The sequence below is a fragment of the Pseudoalteromonas sp. NH0006-46 genome (assembly GCF_057547735.1).
Window position 1 is genome coordinate 207,102 of the sequence record NZ_BAAJML010000004.1, and the last position, 25,629, is coordinate 232,730.

Annotated in this window: 13 protein-coding genes; 1 reads left to right on the forward strand and 12 read right to left on the reverse strand. The window is 43.0% G+C overall.

Features of this window, described 5'->3' with window-relative positions; all coding sequences use genetic code 11:
• Nucleotides 1–26: 26 nt before the first annotated feature.
• Both AC27I2_RS10630 and AC27I2_RS10635 read right to left on the reverse strand, forming a co-directional pair.
• A complete protein-coding gene (locus tag AC27I2_RS10630) occupies nucleotides 27–998 on the reverse strand; it encodes a sensor domain-containing diguanylate cyclase (protein WP_058404307.1) in 972 nt (323 codons plus the stop codon).
• 3 nt (nucleotides 999–1,001) lie between these two features.
• Nucleotides 1,002–2,006, reverse strand: a complete 1,005-nt coding sequence (locus AC27I2_RS10635; protein WP_058551725.1) for a response regulator — start codon at nucleotides 2,004–2,006, stop codon at nucleotides 1,002–1,004.
• 229 nt (nucleotides 2,007–2,235) lie between these two features.
• Here AC27I2_RS10635 and tpx point away from each other — a divergent pair, with 229 nt between their 5' ends.
• Nucleotides 2,236–2,817: a thiol peroxidase gene (tpx, locus tag AC27I2_RS10640; RefSeq protein WP_487204263.1), complete on the forward strand. Its 582-nt coding sequence runs from the start codon at nucleotides 2,236–2,238 to the stop codon at nucleotides 2,815–2,817.
• A gap of 47 nt (nucleotides 2,818–2,864) precedes the next feature.
• On the opposite strand, the gene adk is transcribed toward tpx, so the two are convergent.
• The 10 genes from adk to AC27I2_RS10690 form a co-directional block, all read right to left on the reverse strand.
• Nucleotides 2,865–3,509: an adenylate kinase gene (adk, locus tag AC27I2_RS10645; RefSeq protein ID WP_487204264.1), complete on the reverse strand. Its 645-nt coding sequence runs from the start codon at nucleotides 3,507–3,509 to the stop codon at nucleotides 2,865–2,867.
• A 154-nt stretch (nucleotides 3,510–3,663) separates the two neighbouring features.
• Nucleotides 3,664–5,580 carry a molecular chaperone HtpG gene (htpG, locus tag AC27I2_RS10650; protein ID WP_487204265.1) on the reverse strand — a complete coding sequence of 639 codons (1,917 nt, stop codon included), beginning with the start codon at nucleotides 5,578–5,580 and terminating at the stop codon, nucleotides 3,664–3,666.
• Nucleotides 5,581–6,036: 456 nt separating this feature from the next.
• Entirely contained in the window at nucleotides 6,037–17,052 is an 11,016-nt protein-coding gene (locus AC27I2_RS10655) for an LPD38 domain-containing protein (protein WP_487204266.1), read from the reverse strand.
• Nucleotides 17,042–18,286: a hypothetical protein gene (locus tag AC27I2_RS10660; protein ID WP_487204267.1), complete on the reverse strand. Its 1,245-nt coding sequence runs from the start codon at nucleotides 18,284–18,286 to the stop codon at nucleotides 17,042–17,044. The genes AC27I2_RS10655 and AC27I2_RS10660 overlap by 11 nt, the downstream gene beginning before the upstream one ends.
• Nucleotides 18,287–18,296: 10 nt before the next feature.
• Nucleotides 18,297–18,533: a hypothetical protein gene (locus AC27I2_RS10665; protein WP_487204268.1), complete on the reverse strand. Its 237-nt coding sequence runs from the start codon at nucleotides 18,531–18,533 to the stop codon at nucleotides 18,297–18,299.
• A gap of 2 nt (nucleotides 18,534–18,535) precedes the next feature.
• Nucleotides 18,536–18,970: a hypothetical protein gene (locus AC27I2_RS10670; RefSeq protein ID WP_487204269.1), complete on the reverse strand. Its 435-nt coding sequence runs from the start codon at nucleotides 18,968–18,970 to the stop codon at nucleotides 18,536–18,538.
• Nucleotides 18,971–18,978: 8 nt separating this feature from the next.
• Nucleotides 18,979–19,605: a hypothetical protein gene (locus AC27I2_RS10675; protein WP_487204270.1), complete on the reverse strand. Its 627-nt coding sequence runs from the start codon at nucleotides 19,603–19,605 to the stop codon at nucleotides 18,979–18,981.
• A 2-nt stretch (nucleotides 19,606–19,607) separates the two neighbouring features.
• Nucleotides 19,608–20,024, reverse strand: a complete 417-nt coding sequence (locus AC27I2_RS10680; protein ID WP_487204271.1) for a hypothetical protein — start codon at nucleotides 20,022–20,024, stop codon at nucleotides 19,608–19,610.
• 38 nt (nucleotides 20,025–20,062) lie between these two features.
• Nucleotides 20,063–23,989 carry a phage tail tip fiber protein gene (locus tag AC27I2_RS10685; RefSeq protein ID WP_487204272.1) on the reverse strand — a complete coding sequence of 1,309 codons (3,927 nt, stop codon included), beginning with the start codon at nucleotides 23,987–23,989 and terminating at the stop codon, nucleotides 20,063–20,065.
• On the reverse strand, nucleotides 23,989–25,599 hold the full coding sequence (locus tag AC27I2_RS10690; protein WP_487204273.1) for a hypothetical protein: 1,611 nt from the start codon (nucleotides 25,597–25,599) through the stop codon (nucleotides 23,989–23,991). Before AC27I2_RS10690 ends, AC27I2_RS10685 begins: the two co-directional genes overlap by 1 nt.
• Nucleotides 25,600–25,629: the final 30 nt, after the last annotated feature.

Here is a 25,629-nt window from a genome sequence, read left to right on the forward strand (position 1 = left end):
TAAAAATAATTAATAAAAAATGACGCTTAAGCGTCATTTTTCATATCAGCATAGGCGGTGACTTTATTTCGCCCATTCTTTTTAGATTGATACATGGCTTTATCTGCAGCTTCTATCCAGCGCTCATGGTCCTTGAACTCATTACTAAAACAAGCAAAACCAATACTCACGGTCACTTTCACTTCAAGTTGTTTGTATAAAACAGGACTTTGCTCAATTAATACCCTTAAGCGTTCAGCGAAAATCTCGGCCCCCTTCTCGTCAGTATCAAGTAAGGTTACAACAAACTCCTCACCACCGTACCTTCCTGCAATATCTGTTTCTCGCAATGTTGTTTTTAATAACTTTGACAAGTGGCGCAATGCTTCGTCACCACAGGTATGGCCATATTCATCATTAACGACTTTAAACCTGTCTATATCAAACATCAGTAAAGCGCTAGAACCACCATTGCGCTTAATCCTCAAAAACTCCTGTTTAAGCGTCGATTCCCAATGACCACGGTTATACAATTGAGTAAGGCTATCTGTTTGGCTTACTTGTTCTAAACGTGCGTTTAAATCTTCTAATTCTTTTTTATTTACAGCAATATCGGTTACGTCGTACAAAATAATACACAAGTGACTCACTTCAGCACGAATATTAGTCAATGGTATAAATGTGGCATTTTGATACATATATTCGGCTTTGCCGGTAATAGGCCTATAATTTTTAAATCTAAATATGTAAGGCTGTTGCTCCCAAATAGTAAATGAGCGATTTTTTAAAACGAATACAGATTCAGACTTACTTCTGAACCACTTCTCATCTATTGCAGGAAACAAATCAAATAAATCTTTATGCTTTACCGCACTTGGCAACAGGCCTGAATGGTTTTCCATAAAGCCATTCCACACACATACTTTGTAATCTCTATCAAGAACGACCAGACCCACATCAACGGTATTAAACATATCCATTAACCAATGGATCTCATTCATATCTAAATCAGCAGCCATAACTTAATCTTCTAATAGGTAAGCAACTTTGTATTTCAAAGTTTTGAGTGAGTCTTCGGTGAATAACAACATTAAATCACAGTTTATATCGTGATTTTCAATGCCGTAGCTAATCTCAATTGCAAGTGTTCGCTGCCAGCGAGACTTGTTTGCTTTTACAAGTTCAGAAACATCTCTGTGTTGGCCTAAAACAATTGGGTGGCCTTGACTAAACGACATATCGAGTTGTTTTGAAAGCCCTGTTAAAATAGCACCAATTAAAATGTTACTAATGTCCATCAGTAACTCAAGCTCTACGTTATCGTTAAGCACACCGTCGTAGTTCATCAAAGACGCAATTTCTTTAAAACTGGAATCATTTAATAATAAAAGCGCCTCTCCCGATACACCACCGCCAATAAAGCCTTGGCACACACCAGATGTAGAGGCGTTATTATCAATGGAGCGAAGCGCCATATCAAGTTCGCTCACCTCTAAAATATTAACATTTGGAATGGGTAATTCAACAAACACATTGAGTAATCTTGCAAGCAAGTCGCCTGCTTGCCCCATAGCAACGTTTGTAAGTTCTTGGTAAATATCTCTAACATCAGGGTCAACTTGCTCGCCTAATGAGTGAGATAAGCGCTCACGCATGGCCTTATCTTTAATTCCATGATGCTCTATTATTTCGGCAAGCTTTTCTGGTGAGCAAGGTTTTTGAATAAAATCGATAGCGCCCAAGTCTAGTACACGCTGATGAGCGTTAGGTTGTATGTCTCCAGACACAACAACGGTGAGCACATTTAACCCTAACTCTTTCATTGCCATTAACACTTCATACCCGTCCATTTCGGGCATATTAAGGTCAAGGAATAGAATTTCTGGTTCAACAGCTTTTATTTGCTTTATACAATCAACACCGTTAATTGCAAACTCAACTTTTATGTCCCAATCTTCCGGCAATGAGCGAGCTAATTGACGCCTCGCTAATTTGGAATCATCACATACTAATACTGATGTTGGCATACTATCTCTCTATTTTTAAACCAAGTATTAACATCAAAAAATGATAGTGGCTTTTTATTTTTATTATTTAAGATATTTTTTGTAACTATATGTTAATCAAAGTTTCAGCCGTTTACAATTTAAAATCTCATAATTAATTCTTACTGAGCAAGAACGTATAATCTCTTGGTTACTTATACGCAGTATAATACACTGTCACCCATTGCGTTAATTTAAAAGGAAATACCTTATGTTTCGTTCGCTCGCGTTTGTGCTGAGTGCATTTTGCTCCGTTGCTTTTGCAGCCGATTACCCAGAAAATACCCTCGATGCAGGTAAAGTATCGGTCCAAGGTAAACCAATTACTTTAATGGGCAAAGGCGTAGTTATAGGGGATAACGCTCCTGACTTTAAAGTAGTTGATGGCAATTTTACGCCAGTAACACTTAACGATTATAAAGGGCAAGCTTTACTAATTAGTGTAGTACCAAGTTTAGATACCGGCGTGTGCAGTTTACAAACAAAGCATTTTAACGAAAAAGTGGCGCTGCAATTTCCAAGTATTGAAATATTGACTATCAGTGCTGATTTACCGTTTGCCCAAAAACGATTTTGTAAAGCAGAGAACATAGATAAAGTTATCACATTATCTGATTCGGTATGGCGTGATTTTGGCCAAAAATATGGTGTGATTATAAAAGATATGGGGCTTCTAACGCGCTCTATTTTTATACTCGATAAGAGCCATAAAGTGGTTTATAAGCAATTGGTGAATAACCTATCTACCGAGCCCGAATACGACAGCGTAATAGAAAAACTTAAAACTTTATAAGTGTCTAAATAAAAAACCGCCAACTGGCGGTTTTTTTGTTATTAGGCTTAGCCTAATAGCTCACCTAATTTTTGGCTTACTGCTTCAACGGCTTGTGTACCGTCTAGTTTGTGGTACTGGGTGTTACCCGATGCAGCTTCTGCTTGGTAGTAATCAACCAATGGCATCGTTTGCTCGTGGTAAATACCTAGACGTTTACGCACTGTTTCTTCAGTGTCGTCGGCGCGAACAATTAATTCTTCGCCCGTTTCATCATCTTTACCTTCCACCTTTGGTGGGTTGTAAACAACATGATAAACACGACCTGAACCAGGGTGAACACGACGTCCGCCCATACGTTCTACAATAATTTCATCAGCTACATCAAATTCAATAACGTGATCGACCACTACGCCATTTTCTTTCATTGCATCTGCTTGTGGAATAGTACGTGGGAAACCATCTAGTAAAAAACCTTTTTCGCAATCAGCTTTAGCAATACGCTCTTTCACTAAACCAATAATGATATCGTCAGAAATTAGCTGACCTGCGTCCATTACTTTTTTTGCTTCTAAGCCAAGTGGAGTGCCTTCTTTAATAGCAGCACGTAGCATATCGCCAGTCGAAATTTGTGGAATACCGTACTTGTCCATTAAAAACTGAGCTTGAGTGCCTTTACCTGCACCCGGCGCGCCCAAAAGAATAATGCGCATATCATTGTCCCCTAGTATGAGAGTTTATTTTAAAGCCTGAATTCTTCCATAAGCGCCGCTGATACTCAAGCAACTTATACTAATTGCCTACTTTGTAGCGTATAAAAAAAGGAAGCCTAGGCTTCCTTTTTAAATATGTACACAATTTATACTTTTATTTGCTTAGCTCTAACATTAATTTATTTAGGCGTGTAACAAATCCTGTTGGGTCTTTTAATGTTCCGCGCTCTGCAAGTAATGCCTGGTCTAATAATACATGTGACCATTGTGCAAATTTATCTTCATCCTGCTCGTCATTTAAATGCTTAACAAGTTGGTGCTCTGGGTTTAATTCAAACACAGGTTTAGCCTCTGGTGCTGCTTGGCCAACAGACTCCATTAACTTTTGCATTTGCGAGCTCATGTCGTTGTCATCACTTACAACACAGGCTGGAGAATCGGTTAAACGATGCGTAAAGCGCACGTCTTTAACATCTTCACCTAACGCTGTTTTAATGCGCTCTACTAAGCCTGCCATCTCTTTTTCAGACTCTTCTTGGGCTTTCTTAGTCTCTTCATCATCAAGCTTACCCAAGTCTAAGTCACCACGTGTGATTGACTGTAGTTGCTTATCTGCAAACTCAGTTAGGTGGCTCATCATCCACTCGTCAACACGGTCACTTAGCAATAATACTTCGATGCCTTTTTTGCGGAAAATCTCTAAATGCGGCGAATTTTTAGCGGCTGTAAAGGTATCAGCTACCACGTAGTATATTTTTTCTTGGCCTTCGTTCATACGCTCAACATATTGTTCAAGCGACACATCTTGCGTTTGCGAATCAGTATGAGTTGAAGAAAAACGAAGTAGCTTACAAATCGCTTCTTTATTTGCTGCGTCTTCCGCTGGACCTTCCTTCATTACCTGGCCAAACTCATTCCAAAATACTTGGTAATCGTCAGCTTTGTTTTTCGCCATACGCTCAAGCATTTTAATAATACGCGAGGTACACCCTTTACGAATCGCTTGCGTTACTTTGTTATCTTGTAAAATTTCACGCGATACGTTCAATGGTAAATCGTTTGAGTCTAATAATCCTTTTACAAAACGTAAGTAGCTTGGCATAAACTGCTCAGCATCATCCATTACGAATACACGTTGTACGTAAAGTTTTAAACCACTTTGGCGTTCACGGTTCCATAAGTCGAAAGGTGCTTTTTTAGGGATATATAAAAGGCTGGTGTACTCTGTTTTACCTTCAACTTTATTATGTGCCCAGCTAAGTGGATCTTCCCAATCATGGCTTACATGCTTATAAAACTCTTTGTATTCTTCATCAGAAAGCTCAGACTTATCACGTGTCCATAATGCGGTTGCGCGGTTAATGCTTTCCCACTCACCCGGTACTGCTGGAATTTTTTCGCCATCTTCGCCTTCAGATTCTGGTACTTCTGCTTTGTACATTTGTACAGGCGTAGAAATATGATCCGAGTATTTAGTCACAATACCACGTAGGCGGAATTCGTCAGCAAATTCTTTTTCGTCATCACGAAGGTGTAAAATAATTTCGGTACCACGGCCTTCTTTTTCAATTTCTTGCAGCGTGTACTCGCCTTCACCTTGTGACTCCCACTCATAAGCAGTTGTTTCGCCAGCTTTGCGTGTGCGAACAGTCACTAAATCAGCAACAATAAATGCAGAATAAAAACCAACACCAAACTGACCAATAAGCTGTGAATCTTTACTTTGATCGCCCGTTAAGTTTTTGAAAAACTCAGCGGTGCCCGATTTTGCAATAGTACCTAAAGAGTTGATAACTTCTTCACGGGTCATACCGATGCCGTTATCTGAAATAGTGACGGTATTGGCCTCTTTATCTGCACTAATACGAACGCGTAGGTCTGCATCGCCTTGGTAAAGATCACCATTTGAAAGCGCTAAAAAACGTAACTTGTCGGCTGCATCTGATGCGTTTGATACAAGCTCACGTAAAAAGATCTCTTTATTTGAATAAAGAGAATGAATCATTAAGTTTAATAGCTTGCCCGTATCTGAACCAAACTCATGTTTTTCAATGTTTTTTTCTTGTGTCATGGTCTTGCCTTTTTCCGTTTTGGTACACAAATTGGTACTCATTTAGATTTTACAACGAATGTTATTCAACTAACATGGACTAGAATATTGTGATTTAGGAAGTGTAATTCAAGGGCTGGGCGGCAAATTTCTCGTAGACTTAACGATCAACCTACTATAGCTTAATTACGCAATATTAATACAGGCAATTTTAAAATGCACATATTGGCAATGTTAGCAGGTATGATCATAGGATTATCAATTGGCACCCACGCAACCTGGTTGCTAGGAATACCTATCATGTTACTTAGTTTGCTTTGCTTAAAAATTGGCTCAGCGGCATGGCGTGAAAGACAAGAAGCCTTCGCATTGTTTTTTGGCTTATGCTGTGGCGCGTTTATTTTTGTCTATAATATTATTGTTGGTTGATGACTCGATACTCTGTTAAAAGCCCGCTTTATAGCGGGCTTTTTATTTCTACCACTCGCCTAAGTTTAAAGCGACATACGCCTTATGATAAATCGCATTTATCTTGCGCTGTATCTCGTCCAGTTTTGCACGCTTCTTAGCGGCGTCTAATTTATCATTGTCATTAATCGCTTTTTGCACCTTCCTTAATTTAGAAACCATACGCTGTACTTTTGCAAGCGTTGCTTTAGAGCGTAACTTTTTACCGTCCTTTTCTATAAGCTCTTGCTGTCTTGCCGTATCGCCAAGCTCCATTGCACGCTTATAACTTCCGTAAGCCTGATTGGCCGCGTCTAATGCTTCATAAAAGTCATTAGCAAACTTGGTGTTAGTTTTTGGCCCACTTCCTTGGTAAAACGCTTTTACAACTGGGTAACGGCTAACCGGTGTTTCTGGCGCCACCTTACCTGTTATCATGCGCGCCACAATATCACTTGCACCTAATACGTAGCCGCCAATCGTGCCAGTGTAACCTTTAACTAAATGTTCAACTTTCTTAGGCGATACACCAAATTGTTGAGCAATCGCTTTGGCCGTGTCACTTGTGTAAGCGTTGTAGCGGTCCTCTGCTTGCTTATTCTGATCGGCCATCCCTTCAATTGGTGCCTGTTTAAAGAATGACTTGTTAATCATAACTTCCGCTGCAGGTAACACCATTTGTGGAATAGGGTTCAATGCCATTGTATTAAATACTGCGTTGGCAACTGCTTTACCTAAGTCCTTATCTGTTTGCGTTCCCGTTCCGTAATGGAATAGTCGCTCTGGCATGGTGCCAAAAACAATACCGAGCTCAAACGGCTTAGGTATTCTTATATGCTCACCATCTGCGAAAATATGCCAGTTCATATCCTTATCCCAATCGGGCAATTGCTGGTATTCTTCATCGTCATCATTAGCCCAAGCCAATGCAAGGCTAAATCCAGCAACATAGATACCTTTCATAGCTAGGTTAGCACTTAATACGCGTAACACTCTGTCATCACTGCTTGCCTTTGCAGCCCTTACTAGCTTACTCATACCCTGCAAGCGTGCGTTAAAGAATGGCAGCATGTCAATCATAGTGCCTATGAGTTTGTAATTTCCTTTTAAACTGTAGTCCATTAAATCTTTTGCTTCGTATGCTGCTTGGCGCTTGCTTTTGCCTGCTGCTATAGCTGCCTCATAGGTACTTAATCGGTTGGCATTTTCAACTTTGTCACTAATGCCGCGATACTTTTCTAATAAAGTAGCACCGCTGGTTACAATAGTAGCCATGTAACCCTCAACCTCTTTACTGGTCAAGCCTTTAGCTCTCAGTGCTCGGCGCATTTGTTGTGCGCCTGCTTCTGGATCGGCACCATGAATGTAGCCGCCTTGAAACGCTGCGCCACTAAATATCAAATCTCGGTAGGCTTCATCCTCTTTGAATGCTTTTTTAAGTCCTTTTATGCTATCAGAGCCAAATGTAAAACCGTCCTTGTTGATCATCCAGGCTTGCGCCGCATCACGTACAAAGTTTTTAAATATAAAGTCTGGTGACAGTGTAATGCCTGCAGTTAAAAAGCGTTTAGCGCTTCGGCCAAGCTTGTTAAACAGACTTTGACTACCTACATCGTTTACTTGAATTAAGGCTCTTAGTAACGCTGGATCGCTCACAACATAAGCTTGTGGCTTACCGTTAACCATCACCTTAACTTTACCAAGCTTGTTTAAATCTTGTTGGCTTAGGCTGGCAATATCTTCGCTTGTTTCTGATTTTAAATAATCAGTGCCATCAAGGTTATTAACAACCTCTTGCATTGCTTTATTCTTTAATGACGCATCAATTAGCGTGCTTTGTCTCGCTATAATATTCTCTAGCAAGTCCTTGGTTGATTGCGTACCACCTTTAAGTTTTTTGATTTGTGCCGACTGACCTGATATACCTTTGCGCGTGTGCGGCTCTACTATCATGCGCTTTATATCGTCCATTTCTGGATCTGTTTCACCCATATCACGGAAAAACGGCACGTAGTATTCCTCGTCAAACCCTGCGCGTTGCGCGCTGCTTAATAGGCCTGCTTGCTGGGCCATATCAAGAATAGCTGAGTTAACCTTGTTGTACTCAAGTCTGGTTTGCTCGAACAAGCGCTCTTTACCATTGGCTAAGGCTTTAAGCTCGGCAATATCAGCATCACTTAAATTGTTCTCTTTGCCCTGGGCTTTTAACTGCTCTGCTCTGTGCGCGCCCATCCATGCAAGCCAGTTGTTAAGATCATCGCCAACCATGCCAAACACTTCTAGTAAGCCTTTGGTGCCTTCTTTGCGCTGTACTATCCCATCGCGCCATTGCGGAGCGCCATAGTTAAATACGCCGTGTAGTACATCGGCCAAGCCGGATGCAAGGCGCGCGCTAACATAGCCCTGCTTGTTTGGGTCGGTTACGCCGGCGGCTTCTTCTGCGTTTTTAATGCCCGATAGGCCGTCAAATATTCCTTCGTTTAATCGGTTCCAAAATGGCGAGCTCTTTAACGTATCAATGGTTTCGTTTACTTTGTCTTTAGCTATATCTGAAAAAGTTTTTGCTGCTTGTTCTTCAAGTCCAAGCTTTTGTTTTGCTGTGCGGGTATCTTCTTCGGCTGTTCGACTAAACTTAAATGGCTCTGTGCTCCCTGATAGTTTATGAGCTTCATAATCGCTGATACCGTCCCTCTCAAGATACCCGATAATGTCATCTTTAAGTTGAGGCGATAAATCAGAGAAGTCGTTGTTGTAAAAGTTATTTGATTTAACGTCAAGCTCTGCTAAAACAGGGCTTATATCTCTAACCGTTAAGCCATTTTTAACAACTTGTTTTTCAAGTGGAGAATAGTCTGCCGTTAATGATTTTATAGCCTGCTTAGCAGTGTAAGAGTCCGTCCCCTTCCAAAAGCCGTTAGAATCAAGCTGATTTAATACGGACTCAATATCTGACTGACCGAAGTTATCTATATTATCTATAACCCAGCTAATAGGCTTTTTAACTTTTTCAATGTTAATTGGCTTATTAATCTCGCCATTAAAGCCGGTATCGCCGCCTGTTGTTCGGCTAAGTTTTTTGCCCGATTGACTGTAAGCTAAATTGCTTTCCTTTTGGCCTGCAGGATCACGTTGCGCCTTAAAGCCTTTCACTATACTTTCAAGCATTTCACGCATTGCTGTCAACTCGTCATCTTCACGATAAACAATACCAAGCTTATCTAGCTGCTTACGTATAAAGCGTTTTAACGCGTTCCACCAATATTTAACCTCGCCTTTGCTTGGCTCGCTTTCTACAAAGCGAGCAAAAATTTCTTCTGCTTTTACATCATCGCTCATATCCCAATAGTCGTTATTAGCATCTTTCCAATACTGTTCAAACGCTTTACGGCCTTTGGTCTTTTTAATGCGATCAATAAATGCTTGTTTTGCTTCTTTACCAATAACGGTATCAAGTCCGCCATGCGCGATAGTTTCATGTGCTAGCGTTTGTTTTAAGTCTGTTTCGCTATCAATATTTTCAGCAATAACATAAACAGTATTGGACATTTCGCTATAGGCACCCTTAACAGTTGCGCCGTCAAGGCTCATGCGCCACATTTTTTCTGCTTCGGCAGTGGTGGATAATATGCGCACCTTAATCCCATTAGCGCCGTTCAAGCTCTCGATAAAGTCATCAGCAATTGTTTGCGCTTGCTTCGCATTAACGCCTTTTGCATTTTGCTTAACTTTAGATTTTGAAAACTTAATATCATTGTCGCCGCTAATTACGCTCTTAGCTTGCGCATTAAATTGTGTCATATCATCCAAGTTGCTAAACATGAATTTTTGACCGCGAGCCCAGCCGCCAAACTCTTTAGCAAGCTCTTTTAGTGCTGAGTAAACTTCACGCTCTTGGCGGTTTTTCATTTCAGTTACTAAAAACTCTTTGCCGCGCTTGGTGGTGTACGTTTCACCGGTGGCTTCAAAGTGCTCGTTGCTTTGCTGGCCTTCTACACGCACTTTTTTCTTTGGAGGGCTGAAATTAAATTCAATGCCGCTCTCCTTTGCTTCTTCAATAGTTTGCGCAATGAAGTTTGCAAAGTCTTGTCTAGCCTCGTCATTATCAAGCGTATAAACTTGCTCGTCACGCGTAGGAATAGCGCCAAACTCACTAGCAGCCTCTTTGTCTATAACGCTTTTAACATCAGTAGGAAGAAAGCCGTATAGCTGTACTTTAAATACAGACTCGCCTTTACGGTTGGTTGTAGGCTCGCTTGATGCGTCCATGTACTGATCAATATCATACACTTTTGCCGTAGGCTGGTTGCGTTGCTTTAGTTCAACATCTTTTATGCGCTCGAATAGTTCATTAATATCTTTTGCGCCGGTAAAGCTAATACGCTGCATGGCCGGCGCGTCTGATTCATTATCAAAGCGGTCTAGCACTATTATTTTAGTTTTTACGCCTGTACCAGCGCGATCAAACACGCCTGCTGGTAAATCAATTTCAGCCGCTTGATATATATTCGTTAACTTTTCATCCGTTAATAACGCATCTAAACGCTTGTTTGCTGCTGGCCCGTCCGGCACTAAAGCAACTATACGGCCACCGTTTACAAGGTGGGTAATTGCTTTTCTAATGTGGTCATAAGCAAGCTTGCCGCCTTTACCAAATGGCGGGTTCATAGGGATGCCTTCAAACTTATTGATCACGTTTAAATCTTCAAACGGTATGTTATCCACTTCGCCAGGGAAGTTCATTTGAGCTAGCGATGTAAGTTTAAAGCTTTTCTCTGTTGCTTTATTTCTCGTTGTGCCAGGGAACCAGCGACCAATAGCGGCATGGCCCACACTAGGCTCAAGCAGTCTATTACCCGGTGAAGGCTGTAACCATTCAACCATTTTTTTACCTAACGGTTCAGGCGTAGCAAAATAATCATCACCTTCTGCGCTCTTGGTGCCGGCATTTCGTTTTAGGTTTGCATAATAAAAAGACTTAGCACGATCCCAATCATTTATTTCTGTTGGTCTGTCTGAAACCTTACCGCCTTTGCCTATATCTTCTTTAACTGGAAGGTACGCAGCATCTAAATAGCCCTCACTAATGCTTTCTTTTAAGCTTCTAGCAAACTCACCCATAGCTAAGTTTTCTGCGGTGCTGGCGCGACCAGCTATTTTGCTAGCAAAAATGTTTCTCTCAAAAGCAGTGCCGGTTGTAAGGTTTTCAAATTGTGCGTCTGTTTTTACACCTACACGATAAATACGGCCTTCTATCTGTATAAATTGCGTTGGCTTAACTGGCATACCTATGTTTATTAATACACGCTGTTTGCCGCCAGTTATATCGTGCAAGCTAATGCCGGCCTCACCCGCCTCTTGTTGCACAACGATAATATCAACACCGCTATTATCTTTATTAAACAGGTCTTTCGCCTCTTTACGCGCTTTATCTGGCACATTGCCATTGTAAAACCTTACTGAGTTACCAAACTCATCAGCAAACAAGTCAAGCGGACGAGCCAACACGCCAAAGTCTATATTGGTCATGCCTGGGAACTCTGATTCAAATTGCGCCATTAATTCAGGTTTAAGCTGTCTAACCTTTTCTATTGGGTCAAACGAACCACCAACGTTATAAGAATGGAAAAGCACAACCTTTCGGCCTTTCTTTACATGCTCTTTAACTCGGTTTACAGCTTCTTCGGCTTTTATTGCTTCTGTTAGTTTTATTTTTTGTGTGTAGTCGAACGTTTTATTAAGAATATCGGCCAACTCTGAATAAGGTCGCTCGCTTGTTTCGCCTTCGGCTTCACCACCTACTGAGTGATCGCGCCACTTCTCGATTAAATCATCTAACTTTTCGCCGGCGGCGGTCTCTACCTTTATAAAGTCTCGGCGGTAGTCTGCTTCTACTTCAAGCGTTCGGCCACCAAGAACGCCTTTTTCCTTCATGGTCTCATGGAATTGACGCTCCATAAGGCTTTGATCTACGTCCGCGCCTGGCGTGTTTAATTTGTGGTATCTCCAACGATACCCAAAGTTTTGAATGTAAAACGCATTTCGACCAGTAAAGGCATTATCATAACCACCCTCAAACTTGTCGCCATAATCTGTGTAGTTAAATAAGTAACCTTCGGCATAGTCTAAGTTTTTAACATAAGGGAACGGTGTAGCGGATAGGAATAACACTTTGCTATCGGTTGGGCCTTCCTCTTTGAATTTAGAGGCGAGCGATTTTATTTTGTCGTGCAGCTTTGTTAGGTCTTTTTGATAAAACGATTTCGCCTCTGCAAGTGCTTTTGGCTTTTCCTCTCCATCGGCCTCAAAGCGCTTGGCCTTTGCTTTTATTTTCTTGTCTAACGCTTCGATTTCATCGGTTAAATAAGCCTTAGCTCGTCTATTTGATCCCGCCTCATGGTTTGTTAGTGCTCTCAAGCTATCTAGCGCATTGGTTACTTTAGCTTGCTGGCTACCCATAAGGTTTTGAGATTCATCGGCAATAATAATATCAAACGCCTTGCGGTCTCTGATTAATCGGTCATTACTGCCTAGTGTCGCGTAAGTTGTAATGGTAATGCCTCGGCCAGCATCTTTAGCTTTTGCTCCACCATCTGAGCCAATTAAATAAACGTCTAAACCAAAGTGCTCTTTTGCTGCTTGAACCCATTGCTGAGCTATGCCGTCATTAGGAACCGCAACAAGCGCGTTAGTTTTGCCGGTTTGCTCAAAGCGTTTTAGCACGCCTAGACCAACAAAGGTTTTACCTGTGCCTGTACCGTTTGTGTTTTGGTATCCGGTGCCAGGGTTTTCGGTGCCAAAAAACCTGTTTTCTATTTTAGCAATGTCGCCTGCTTGCTCGGGCATAAGTACAGGCACACTTTTTAATATGTCTGACTCATTGCCCCACTTAGCGTTATGCGATTTTTTAGCGGCTGTTTGCTCTGCCTGTAGATCAGTTGCTAACCGTTCAGTAGCTTCGTTAGTTGCTGTTGCTGGTCCGTGTTCAGCCTGTGCTCTAGCGTCATTGTCGCTATTGCTTCGTCCATCGTTTCCGGCACTGCCAGTATTTGCAGTTCCCTTAACATTCCCTGATTCGTTAAATAAGTCGTCAACGCTTCTCTCTCCAAGTAAGGCACCATCATTTGCTGATAGGCTAGGCTCACTGTCGGGTCGTTGCTCTTGTTTAGTATCTGACTTTGACGGTCCATTGCTTTGTTTAGATCCGTCTGATTCATCATCATTAATGTTTTCAGGTTTTGATTTTTGATCGGTGCCTTGGCTATTTTGTTCCAAGTTTTCGCCGGTAGTTGGTACATTGCTTTCACTCTCTATAGTGCTTATGTCAAACTTGCGCACACTTCTAGGCAAGTCCATTGAGTCGGCTGTGCTTTCGTCAATATTATAACGCTCAGGGTTTGCACTCATTGCACCGTAAGCCTCTTTTAAAAATGGCTTAACGTCCTCGTCCTTAATGCCCACTGCTCGTGTAGTATTTAATACATCGCGAGCCCATTGCGCAAATTTTACTGCGCCCTCGGCAATAGATAGCGCGCCAACTTCGGCAACTGCCACCATTACTTCTGGATCTATGCCGCTGTTAAACTGGCCCTTGCGCGAGTTAATCAGCTTTTTAAGTCGCTCTGCTGCTTCGCGCTTCTTATCGCTAATTGCGCTCGCTGCATTGTCTAGCTTGCTTACGCCTTCACCGCTTACTGACTGCTCTTTATCATTAATGGCAACGGGCTTTATATCGCCCGTTGAAACCAGCCTGTCATAAGCCCCTCTAGCTAAGCTTAATTCATCTTTTGTAACGCTGTCGCGTCCTTTACCAAAATCTCTACCGCTAAAATTATGAAACCTAGCCGCTACAATATCTTTTAAATAATCATCTACAGATTTATATTCGTTTCCCGACGGGTTTGTTCTAAGTGTGTACTCAAGCTTACTTATAAAATCATCTTTTTCGTCAAATGTAGCCGGTTCGCTATCACCAAACAGATCAGGACCGCTGTCTTGCTCTGTGGCTTCTGGCTCTGCGGCTGTTTCTGTAATAGGTGCGGTATTAGGTGCGGACGTTTCCGTATTAGGTGCGGATATTGAGTCGCGTATTTGCTGGACCATTTCAGGGTTTGTGTGCCAGTTATCCCACGCTTTAACTTCATTCGCTAACTCGTCTGTGCGCTTTTTCAAGGCTTTCGGGTTTTTAACGTTAACACCTTCGGCCTTGGCAATTTCTGGCTTATTAGCTGCGCCACGGATAGCAGACAAACGGTTTCTAATTTCGCGCTGCTTTGTTGCGGCCACTTTTGCCATTTGCTCAGCTTCTTGCATAGCTGAGTCATCAAAGCCAAATAAGTCGCCGCTCTGTCCGCCTTGGTCTTGATTCGCATCTAATGCCGATACGGCGTGAATTAAGTTTTTTGCAAACGTAATTGAACGCTGATCATCGGCAATTGATTTGATACCTAATACTTGTAAACGCTCATTACCTGGTGCGGCATCGGCTATTGCTTCGGCTGCTTGGGCGCTGATCCGCCCTGTCCTCTGTGCTTCAATTGTTTCATTAGTCGCACTATTTGCGATTTTGAATGCTGTTCGCCCTGTTGCTCTGTCGAGTAACCCATACTGTTTTGCTTCTGACTCGGTGATCCCGTCTTGTTTAAAGAGTTCGACATAATCTTCTACCTGCCCTTTATCTTCTCGAATGTTTAATATTGCGTCCAAGCGCTTACCATCGTCTGCGGTAAAGCCGTCTGACTCATAGTGATACTGCGCCGGTATGTTTTCAACACCATCACGTTTTGCTAAATCAAAGCGGTGACGGCCTGTTATTATTTCTTTATTGCCATTATTGCGCACCCATACTTGAACCGGTGACATACCCACTGGATCAAACTTACCTGTTAGTGGCTCGACAACACCGTCAGTATTTGAGCCCGACTTAAATTGCGGTATATCTTTAGATAATGATAGTTCACTTACTGGCGTGTCGATAACTTGAACGCCGTTAACCTTATCATTAACAGCAATGTTTTTATCATCTTCATCTTTACCTGGTGCCGCGTCAACGTTTAACGATAACGCTTCACCTTCTTGTTGGGCTGGCTGCGCTTGATCACCCTGTTCATTTTGCGCAACTGTATCAGACTCAGGACTTTGCTCCGCTGCTGCCTGCTCTGAATCCTGCTTGGTGCCGTCATCACCTTTAATCGTCCAGCCAAAGCCGTTATCAAAACTAACCGCTTTTGTTTTGTGGCCGGCTCTGCGTGCTGCGCGTGCTTCTTTACTTAGTAGCGCATCGCGTTTCGTTTTAAATGCTTCACCATTTTTAGCAACATTAACGCCGCTTTCGTTACCGGCAAACACAATATCTTTTTGTGGCAATAAATTTTGCGAGTCTTTACCGGCTTGTTTTACACGCTCTGCTGCGCGTTGCTGTGGCCGGCCATCTTCACCAAAAATAATATCTTTTTGTGCAATGCCTTTAGGCTGTGACTCAAGATCCGCTTGTGCTTGCTCGCGCATTTCACGGTTTTTAGTTTGCTCTGTTGTTGGCAGCTTGCCTTGCTCTGGTATTACTTGGCCGTCTATTGGTGCGTTTTCTATGCCTTGGGCGTTTTTAGCGTCTGGACCTAATAGCTCGCCTTCGTGCTGATACTTTATAGGACTAAAACGATCTTCTGGTGTGGGCGCTTTATTAAATGCGGCGGCTTTTACGCGTTCGTCTACTGTAGGTGAATTGTTGCCGGCCTCTAAATCTCTTAACGATTGCTGTGCGGGGCTGGTAAGCATATCACCATACTGGCCGGCTGCTTTTGCTGTTTGATCAAAGCCTGCTTGCCTTGCGGCTGTTGGCGCATCGTAGTTAATATTTTCTTTTGCAAGTCGGGCTTTTTCTGCATCTTCCGCCTTTGACTCATCAAGTATATCTTGATCTTCTTTAGTCCAATGACCATCCGTTCTTAGTGGCTCAAGCTCTTGTTCGGCTTCTGCTTCTGCTTCTGCTTCTGCTTCTGCTTCTGGCACTGTCGCCGGCTCTGCTGCGGCTGTAAACAAAGGATCATCAATACCAAATTTTTCTTTCATTGTACGGGCAACAATTGCTGAGGCTTCAACCTCTGTAAATCCTTGCTTAATTGCTGAGTCGTATTGCTGCTTTTTAACTGTTTCAATCGCTTCTTCTGGCGTTGCGCCTGCTTCAACAAGCTGATCGGCACCATTTTTAACTGTTTCTGCTGATTTTTGTTGATAGCCCATAGCCTTTTGTGCCGTTTCTGAGCCGGTACGCATAACGCCACCCACTAAAACGCCACCAACAAACGCCTCGTCTAAGCCTTCAAATTCATCAATGCTTTTGCCTGCGCCCCATTGCGCTAATGCTTCTTGACCTGTTTCTGTTAAACCCTCTGCGCCTGCGCCTTTTAGTATGCGCTTAGCAAAGCTTGGATCACGTACAGCTTCAACCAATTCACCACGGCCCATGCGTTTAGCGGTTTCGACTACGCCATCTTTTAAAATATCTTTACCAAGTTGGCCCATGCTCACCTTGATACCTAAACGCTCAAGTAGCATTTGGCCGGCGCCGGACGCAACCGCTTTAACTTCGTCTTTTTCGCCTTCGGGTTGTTTTTCGTAAGCTTCGTTAGCTAAGCCGCCAGCCATACCAAACGCACCCACACCGGTAGCCGCACCCGCCATGTAAGGCAGTGAGCCCGCAACTAGCTCGCCGGTATAGCTACCCAAGCTGCTAAGGCTATCAATATCTTTATATGACTTAACGGTAGGCTCGTATGATTGCTGCTCCTTTACGTTACGATCTATGCCTTCTTGCGCCCACTTAGATAATGTACCTCCTTGACCTATAGCTTTGCCTATCGCGCCTGTTTGTTCTTCTTCTGGCACACCAACGTCAGTAAAGCCCTTAACGGCTCGATAGCCAAGCTCTTGTAACTTATCAACGCCTGCTCCTAGCGCTGCAGACATACCGCCTTCGGCTTCTGGCTTTGCAAAGGGATCAATAAATTCGATTTCTTTATTAGTAAATGGGTCTAGTATTTTATTGGCCATTTGATAAGTACCCTTGTTGGATAGCTATTTGCGTAGCTTGTTGTTCAGTTAGATTTTTGTTGGCTTCCATAAATTTCTTGATAACACCGCCTGCATCAATACCATCTATTTTGCTTGTGTATTTGAACTGGCTACCACCTCCCCCGTTATCACCGCCTGATGATTCAACGCCATAAGCATTTTGAAGCTGATTAATGCGGCTCTGATATAGGTCTTTTACGCGCTTTTTCGCGGCTTCTCTGCCGCCATCTTCTAGGTAATCCAAGTCTGAACCACCCTCAATTTTTGCAAGGGCTTTGGTCATTTCATCTTGAATAGAGTTGAGTTGTTTTTGATAATCGTTGCCACGGCTTGAGCTGACTTTTGTGCCACGGCCAAAGTTAGCCGCAACCTCTGCGCCCATTTTATCCCAATATTCGGGGCGCTCTATCATATCAGCCATCATTGCACGCGCCTTGATAGTGCCTACTAACTCTTTAGGCGTGTACGTCATTACAGGATCATCACCCTCAGACGTTCTTCCTTTTGTCATTGGCTTTATTTCTTTCGCACCATTTTCATAGGTAACTTGTAACGCCAAGGCTACGCTTCCATCTTCACGCTCTGCCGGCACAAAACCAGCAAAATCGACACTGGCTATTTTTGATTTAACGCTCTCGTCATATTGACCAACGGATGAATTGATCTTGTCTTTGAATACGCCATTAAATAACTTAATGGTTTCAGGCGAGTTAGCTTCGGCCATGTTTCCGTTTTTAATCACTGTATCAAGCTTTGCGCTTAATCCTTTTACCGCTTCGCGATATTCCGGCTTCATGTATGTGCGCGGGTCCATTCCTTTGTTACGTGCTAGTACATCACTTAATTCTTCTGGCACTTGGCCTGTTTCTCTAAACGATTGCCAGGCTACAGGTATTGCTTGCTGATCTTTTTGCCATTGCGCTTGCTGCGCTTGAAAATTTTGCTGCCACTGCCTTTGCTGCTTATTCGCTTCGAGCGTGCTATTGCGGTAATCTTGATTAGCTTTAGCTTGTCCATTACGATAATTAACGTCTTGCTCGCGATTAGCTTTGCGTTCTTCATCTAGTTTCGCTTGGCGATCTAAGCCATCTTGATAGCGTTGCTCATTGCGTTTATCCATATCAGCTAACCGTGCTTTATTATCTTTGCGTGCCTGATGGCGCTCCATCATTTCAAAGCCTTTCAATGCACCGTCTACAAATGCGCCTGCCATACATTACCCCTTAAAGTGAACCCGCAACAAAACCTATTGCACCGCCAATAGCCGCGCCCCACGGACCGCCTACCATTGCACCAGCCATTGCACCACTTGCGGTACCGCTTATTTGGGCGCTTTTCTGCTGTTGATCTAAATTTTCATTAGTCATATCGCGGTTTTGTTCCATATCCGACAATGTTTTAAGTGAACCGGTGGCCTTGTTCTTCGTACTTTGGCCGGCTTGCATAATTGAATAGCCCATTATTAGCTACCTCCAATATCAGCTAGAGACTTAGGCGCGCCGCCTTGCCCCGTTAGTATTTGGTTTTGTAAATCATCTACAGATTCACGCGTTTCATTATTTACAGAGGCCGTTGTAAGGCTTTTTAAAAGCCCTGTATTAGCACTGCTTTGTTTTGTTTCGTCCGGCGATAAACCGTATCGACCTAAGCGCTGCGCCTCTGCCACCTCAGATTGTTTAAAAGAAGTGCCTATGTTTTTTTCATTGCGTTCTAACTGTTCATTTAACAATTTGTCGCTAGTAGCAAGGCCAAACAATTCTTCTTGCACAGGTAAAAACCGGTTTTTGTAATCTTCAAATTGTTGGCGCGTCAGGTCGGCTAAAGCGTTCTGATACTTGTCTGTTCTGATGTTGGTGGTATCTACACCGTAAATATCGTATTCAAAATCTTCGTCCATATATCCCCCTAAGCTACCGGAAAGCCGCTATTGTTAGGCGTTCCAGCTATAACACTGACATCGTTAACGTCAACGCTTGGTAAGTTGCTGTAATAGCTACCTGCAGCGCCCGCCAACGCACCCGCCGCACCTAAAACTGAGTCTTTGCCTGCTCGACTGTTATTTGCATCATTGAATGCTTTTTGTTGCGAGCTTGCCGCTATATCGCTGAGTGTTGCTGTAGCCTCTTGTGACTGGCCTTGGCCCATTGCCATTACATTGCTCATTTTTCCTATGTAACGCTCTTGGCCGGCTACTTGTGAACGCGATTTAGCATCACTAGTTACTGATGCTTCATTGTCCGCCATATCACTAACAACGTTTTTAAACTTGCCGCTGTTTGGGTTTATTCCGTTAGCTTCCATACTTGAAAGCGTGTTGTTACTCGCCTCTGAAAACGATTTTTTATAACCGAGATTGGTGTTTTCGGCTATATCATCGTAAACGCTTGCGTCATTGGCTTGCTTTGCCTCATCAATAACTTGGTTTTCAAATGGAACAATGTTCTTTTGGTAGTAGCCCCATTCTTCGGCATAAACTTTGGCTAGCTCTTTCTCGTACTCAGTCTCTTTAACTTCGCCGCTGGATTTACCCATTACTATTCCCCTAAAAAATGCCGCCATACGGTTAGGCCATCACGCGCGCCAGCGTGAGCCCATCCGTGTAAGGGAGCTACTTTATTAAAACCGCGTCTAGCGGTTGCAAATTCAATGAACTTAGCCTTGCCGCATTTAGCAAGTCTAATGATGTGGTGTAGGTATCGCTGTGTAGCGTTCCCGCCATGGCAAGATGCTACTGTTATTTCTATGTAGGTTTGGTTATCAATGTGACGGGGCCACAATATAAAGAAACCATCAGGCACCAAAAACAAAAAAGCCCACTCATTTGAGCAGGCTTTGTCGATTTCTTGGTATAGGTGTGGGTCGTTTGCAATATTACCTATTCGAGTTATTGGCTCTTTAAGCCGGTCACGGTGTTTAAACCATGACACGCATTGCAGGTATGACTTTTCCATTGTGATAAAATATTAACCTATATTGGGGGGTTTATCCATTAGGAAAGTGAAGAACCCTTTTTGAATATCTGAAATAAAACGTCTTGAGCTAAGTAAGGTGTTGTTCCTGGATAAATAGTACCTCCAAAACCGCCACCTATAGTTTCAGCGCCTTTATTGCTTATCATTTTAAGTGATAGCTCTCCCGTTATAGAGGTTGGTATAGTTAAAAGTACATCCTCCAATACGCCAGTATCTTTTCTTACCGTTTTATCAAGTAATTTTGTCGAGCCTTTGTATATTAAAAACCTAAAGTTTGTATCAGACGCGTCCTTGTATGTAATAGTAAATAAAGCCTTTTTCATATACAGCACTCGATCAAAACTAGCGCTTCCTACGTTTAAAGTCGCAATTGTTGTAAGCTGATTGGCTCCCATCGTTCTAACAGGGAACTCTTTTATTGCGGAGTCAGTAATGTCACCTGCCAAGTTTTCCGCATAAACAGTACCGTAAAAGCTCGCGTTCTGACCAAACAACTGATTTATGTAAGCTTGGTTTATTTGTGCTGATCCAATAGCGCCATTTGCAATGTAGGTGGTTACATTTGAACTCAGAATTTTACTAAGTCCCGCGAATGGGCCAAGTGTAGGCTTGCCGGTTACATCGTCATAAGCAAGTGAGTTTAAATAAGCAAACGAACCTAGGTTTGGCCTGCCGCTAAGCTCGTTATAACCAAGCGAGTCTTTAGAAGCTAAATCCCCCAACCCCGTCACTTTAGAAGAAGGTATTGCGCCAGTAGATGACATTACAACGTTGCCGTCATTATCTTTTATGGTTACCGATTGTAATGTTGCACTTTTAGCAAGCATGTTGCCGTTCGGGTCTATCGAAAAGTTGCCGCTTCGAGCGCCGTTGCTTGGATTGTAGTTAATTGATGGTGTTGTCAGTCTTGAGCTAACAAGCAATCTATTGGCAAGTAGGTCATCAGTAACTAGGCTTTTAATAAATGCTTCGTCAATAATGGCGGTGTTAATAACTGTTTTACCATCCGACACCGCAAAAACAGGTGTTAAGTTGGTAGGATCTTGATCTGTTATAACTGCAAGCTTAGCGCCTTTAACTGCGAATATAGGTTCAACACCATCATTAACAAGACCAAGACTCGTTGTGAGTCCATTTACAGTAGACTTAACACCCCATAATGCACTGTACTCGCCTTGGTTCGTTGCGACTGTTTCGCTTACTGTTTGTAGTGATGTTCTCACCCCGTTTACTTCTGATAGCAGCGTTTCAGATGCGGTTGATATCGCCTGCTCTGATTCCGTTTTGGTGGTGTAATTATTGACAATAAGCGCGCCAATGCTCCCCCCTTCCGGATCTTCGATAAGTGACCTAAGCGCGTTAGTGGCTGAACTTATAGCGCTATTTGTATCAGACTTTGTGTAATAGTTTAATTGTAAATCCGCGCCTATGCTGTTGCCTTCGGGATCTTCTATGGTTGCTCGCAACGCTGTGTCAGCACTGGCGATTGCTTCGTTAACTTTTGCGGTTGTTGAATAGTTGTTTAAAAGGTCTGCTTTAACCCCGCCAACATCGCTATCAAGTTTTAAAATTTCTTCGGCTGTTGCCTGTACTCTACTAGCAAAGGTTGTTTGTAAACGGTATAAGCCTGCTTGGTTTTCACCTATGGCGGCATTCAGTAGTGTTAAATTTTCGGCAGCTGCTTGCAGCTCGTTAGCTATCACGTTTTGACGGTTTATTATATCTGCCTCTGCAAATAAGCGCCTTTCTTCTGCAAGGTCATTAGCAAGCGCGTTTTCAATAACCGCTTGTGCACTTGGTTCATACTCTGCTCTTAGCTGTTGACTCACTTCGGCTGTTGACTCGTCCGCGTCAGCTTTTGTTTGAAATTCATTAAATAATGTTGCGCCAAGGCTATTGCCGTCTGGATCTTCTATTTCACTTTTTAAAAGTGTTGTTGCTTGGCTAATAGCTAAATTTGTTTCTACTGTCGTTAAAAAATTATCATAAATATCTGATACAGCACCGTCAATTGAGCTCTGTAAACGTTCGCTAGATTGGCTTATTGCGCTTTGCGTATCAGCTTTAGTTAGGTAATTTACCTCTAAAAATGCCTTGTTTTCATCTACCTTTGTATCAAGCTGTATGATGTTATTAGCGGTCGCACTCGTAGCATCGGCAAAGGCTTCACTAAGCTGCGTGATCTGAGACTCATTATTAAGGTAGTTAGCCTCTAGCACTGTAATGGACTGCGCCATGGCCTCTGTTTGGGTTGTTGTCGCCTCTTGGGTGCGCAATATACCGGCGGTGACAATATTTTGTCTTTGTGCTTGCTGATCGTTTGCGAGCGCGTTTTCAATAACAGCTTGTGCCAATGGCTCATTTACAAGTTCTATCTCACTGCTTACTTGAAATATAGCCCTTGATACAGCTTCCTCTACATTCGCCTTTGTGCTGTATTCGTGAAATAGCGTAGCGCCTATGCTGTTACCCATAGGATCTTCAATTTCACTTTTTAGCAATTGAGCTGATGATGTTATTGCGCTATTGGTTTCTGCTTTGGTGTAGTAATCTTGCGTAAGTGTCGCGCTTACTTCTTCGTCTATCGTAGATTTAAGCTGCGTTGTAGCTTGGCCAATAGCTAGATTAGTTTCTGCTGTTGTGCTGTAATCTTGTTTTATCAGTGCGCCAAGGCTTTCCCCGTCTGGATCTTCTATCTCGCTTTTTAACTGCAGTCCATAAGCTGCTATAGCATTGTCTGTGTCAGTTGATGTGTAGTAATCGTTAAATAGCGTAGCGCCTATGCTTTCGCCTTCGGGGTTTTCAATTAATGATCTAAGCGTTTGCGTTGCAGCGGCTATCGCTTCGTCCGTAGTTGCTTTGGTATAATAGGTGCTTGCAATGTCGCCACTTAACGCGGTTCCATTTTCCTCAATCATCACCTGTATAGTTTCTGCTGCAGCGGCTATGGCTTCATTGGCTTCTGTTTTGGTTAAAAACTCTGCTTCTATTCGAGCATTAACATCACCGAGCTTAGATTCAAACTCATATAGCTTAACTGTGTTTGCTTCCCAGTTAAGATCAGACAGCAAAGCGCTTTCAATTAGCTGCCTCGCTAATGAATCTGTATCAAAGTCTAAAGCCTCAACTCTACCGATAGCATCATCGGCCTCTTGTCTTGCTTGCTGGGTAATAATATCAAGGCTGTCTATTCGCTCTTGTATGCTAGGAATATCAATTAAATGTTGGTCAACATCGGCGCGTAGCTCGTCTATATCTAAATCAAATTTATCAATGTCCACCTTTAATGCGGGTATTTCATTAAGTGCAACATCTTCAATTAGGTATTCCAGCCCTGGTATCTTATCGACTGTCGTTGATAGAAAGTCACTCAAATGTGATTTTTCTATCAGCCCGCCAATTTCATCGAGTATGAGTTCTGCTGATTTTTGCGTTTTGGCAAATACACCTGCTGCGCCCTGTGTCGGGCCTTTCATATCGGCAACGTTTACAAAGCGAACCCAGTAATAGTATTCCGCCCCCATGCTTACAGTATCGCTAAATACGTCCGCAACTTCTGTCGCTATTAGCGTGGCACTGTTAAATGAGTCTGTTTCGCTGCGCCATATTTCAGCGTAAGCATGGCCTCTATAGGTGGGGTGATCCCAGCTAACGGCTATAAATGTAAAGCCACCTGTGGCCGATAGGTTGACAGGCGCGTGCGGTCTTTCCACGCCACCGGTAGTAATTGGCAAGCCGCCGTCATTCGTTCCACCGCTCGCGTTATTAATGAGCGCCTTGCGTTTCATATCGTCTAGATCAACAAGGTCGCTAATTAATAAAGCCCGATTATTGCCGCGTTGCCCTGTGAGTATTTCTATATTTTCTGTTATTGCGCTACTGGTGGGGTCTTGTCGGCCTTTTCTTACTATGCCAGGGAACGTGCCTTTTTTTAATTTTGCCATTAAGCCGCAACCTCTCGCATTGTCGTTGCAATTGAAACGCTGTGTATTACTCCCTGCCCGTAAACCTCAAATTTCCATGAGTCACCCCGCGTTGGCGGTAGCCGAAAAGCGTTGTTAGGTATCTGCCCCGGTTCTAAATGCAAAATCTCTACTTCACCGGCGTATATACGAACCCCAGAAAGCTCAACATTGACACCTTTTATCAAGCCACATGCAAAGCTTAGGTCACTTGCTGAAAAGCTTTTAGATTGCCATTCGTAGCTCATATAGGATGGACTAGACTCCCACTTACTCAAGTTAGCCCCTTGGCAAATATACAAAGTGTCATCAACAAGGCTGTTAAATCCACAATTTGCAGTCGCAGTAAAGTGCCTAAAATCACCGGTGTTTGGGTCGAATATAAACGCCTTGTCTAAATTGGCACCGTAAAATGCTAAATAGCGGCCTTCTTGGTGATACGCTTCGATTGTTTCTGGCTCGTACTCTTGCCATTGCTCACGCGTTATTACTTGGTTGGTTAGCATGGTTAACCCGCCACTGGTCAAGCCTATTAAACCGTCAGGGCTCGCGTATATCAACGTGCCATTTACGATCACCGCTGAGCGCGCACTTGTGCATGATTGATTAGACTCTAGTTTTTGGCCTGCCATCGCATCGGGGCTAATCCCACTGAATAAGTAAGGGTAGCCTTTTGTTAATACTGCTAACGTATTGCCAAGCGCAGAAACGGTTACAATTTCGTGCTCAGTTGTTAGCTGGTAACCACTAGGCCAAGCATACGGCAAGTACGCCTCACTAAAACAAACCGTACTATCTAAAAATCCCGCAAGTATGCCGTTCGCCATTGATGTTAAACCAATCATGTTTTCGTTTGGCATTTCATAATCGTATGTATCAAGCGATGAACCTAGCTCGTCCGTTGGAATATTATCTACAAACTGATTTTGTGATATTGGTATCTCTGCCACAAATAAGTAATCAGCTATGCCGCCGCCGGTTGCTGTGCGGTAAATTCTGCGGTGGGTGATATTTGAGGTATTGATGTTCGGTGGCGAAAAAGACAGCGTTACATATGTGCCTTCTTCATCGGGATACTCTATATCAATACGTTGTGATGCTTCACCTGGTGGCCCTTCTTCACCCTGCTCAGTGACAAAAGTGTGCGTGTAATAACGTGTTTCGTCATCATTGGGATCTATTTCATCAGTGGCCGCATCGGTAACAATTGCGATTATTGGAACTTCTGGTGCTTGAACACCAAGCCGATAAGCATTAGCAGGCATATTTGAGCCGCTAAAAATGGCATTGTTCGTGACTTTTGGGTAACCGTCACCGGTAAAGTAAACGCGTTGCCATGGGTCGTCAGCTATAGGGCTCGCTACTGCGTTAACCACTTTATCCCATGCAAACCAATGCTCGTTTAAATGCTGGTAAATGGTTTTTGCGTTTGGCAGTACAGATATTCCGGTTAGCGCGGGACGCTTTAGCGGGGAAAGGTTGCCATTATCAAAATGACAACCATACGCTTTAGAAGCTGATTCATTGGGGAGTAAACGAGGATCGACTTTAGGCCGTTCACCGGCAAAAGTTTTAACGGATATTGCAGGCATAGGATTCGCTTATTTTTTAATTTGAGTTAT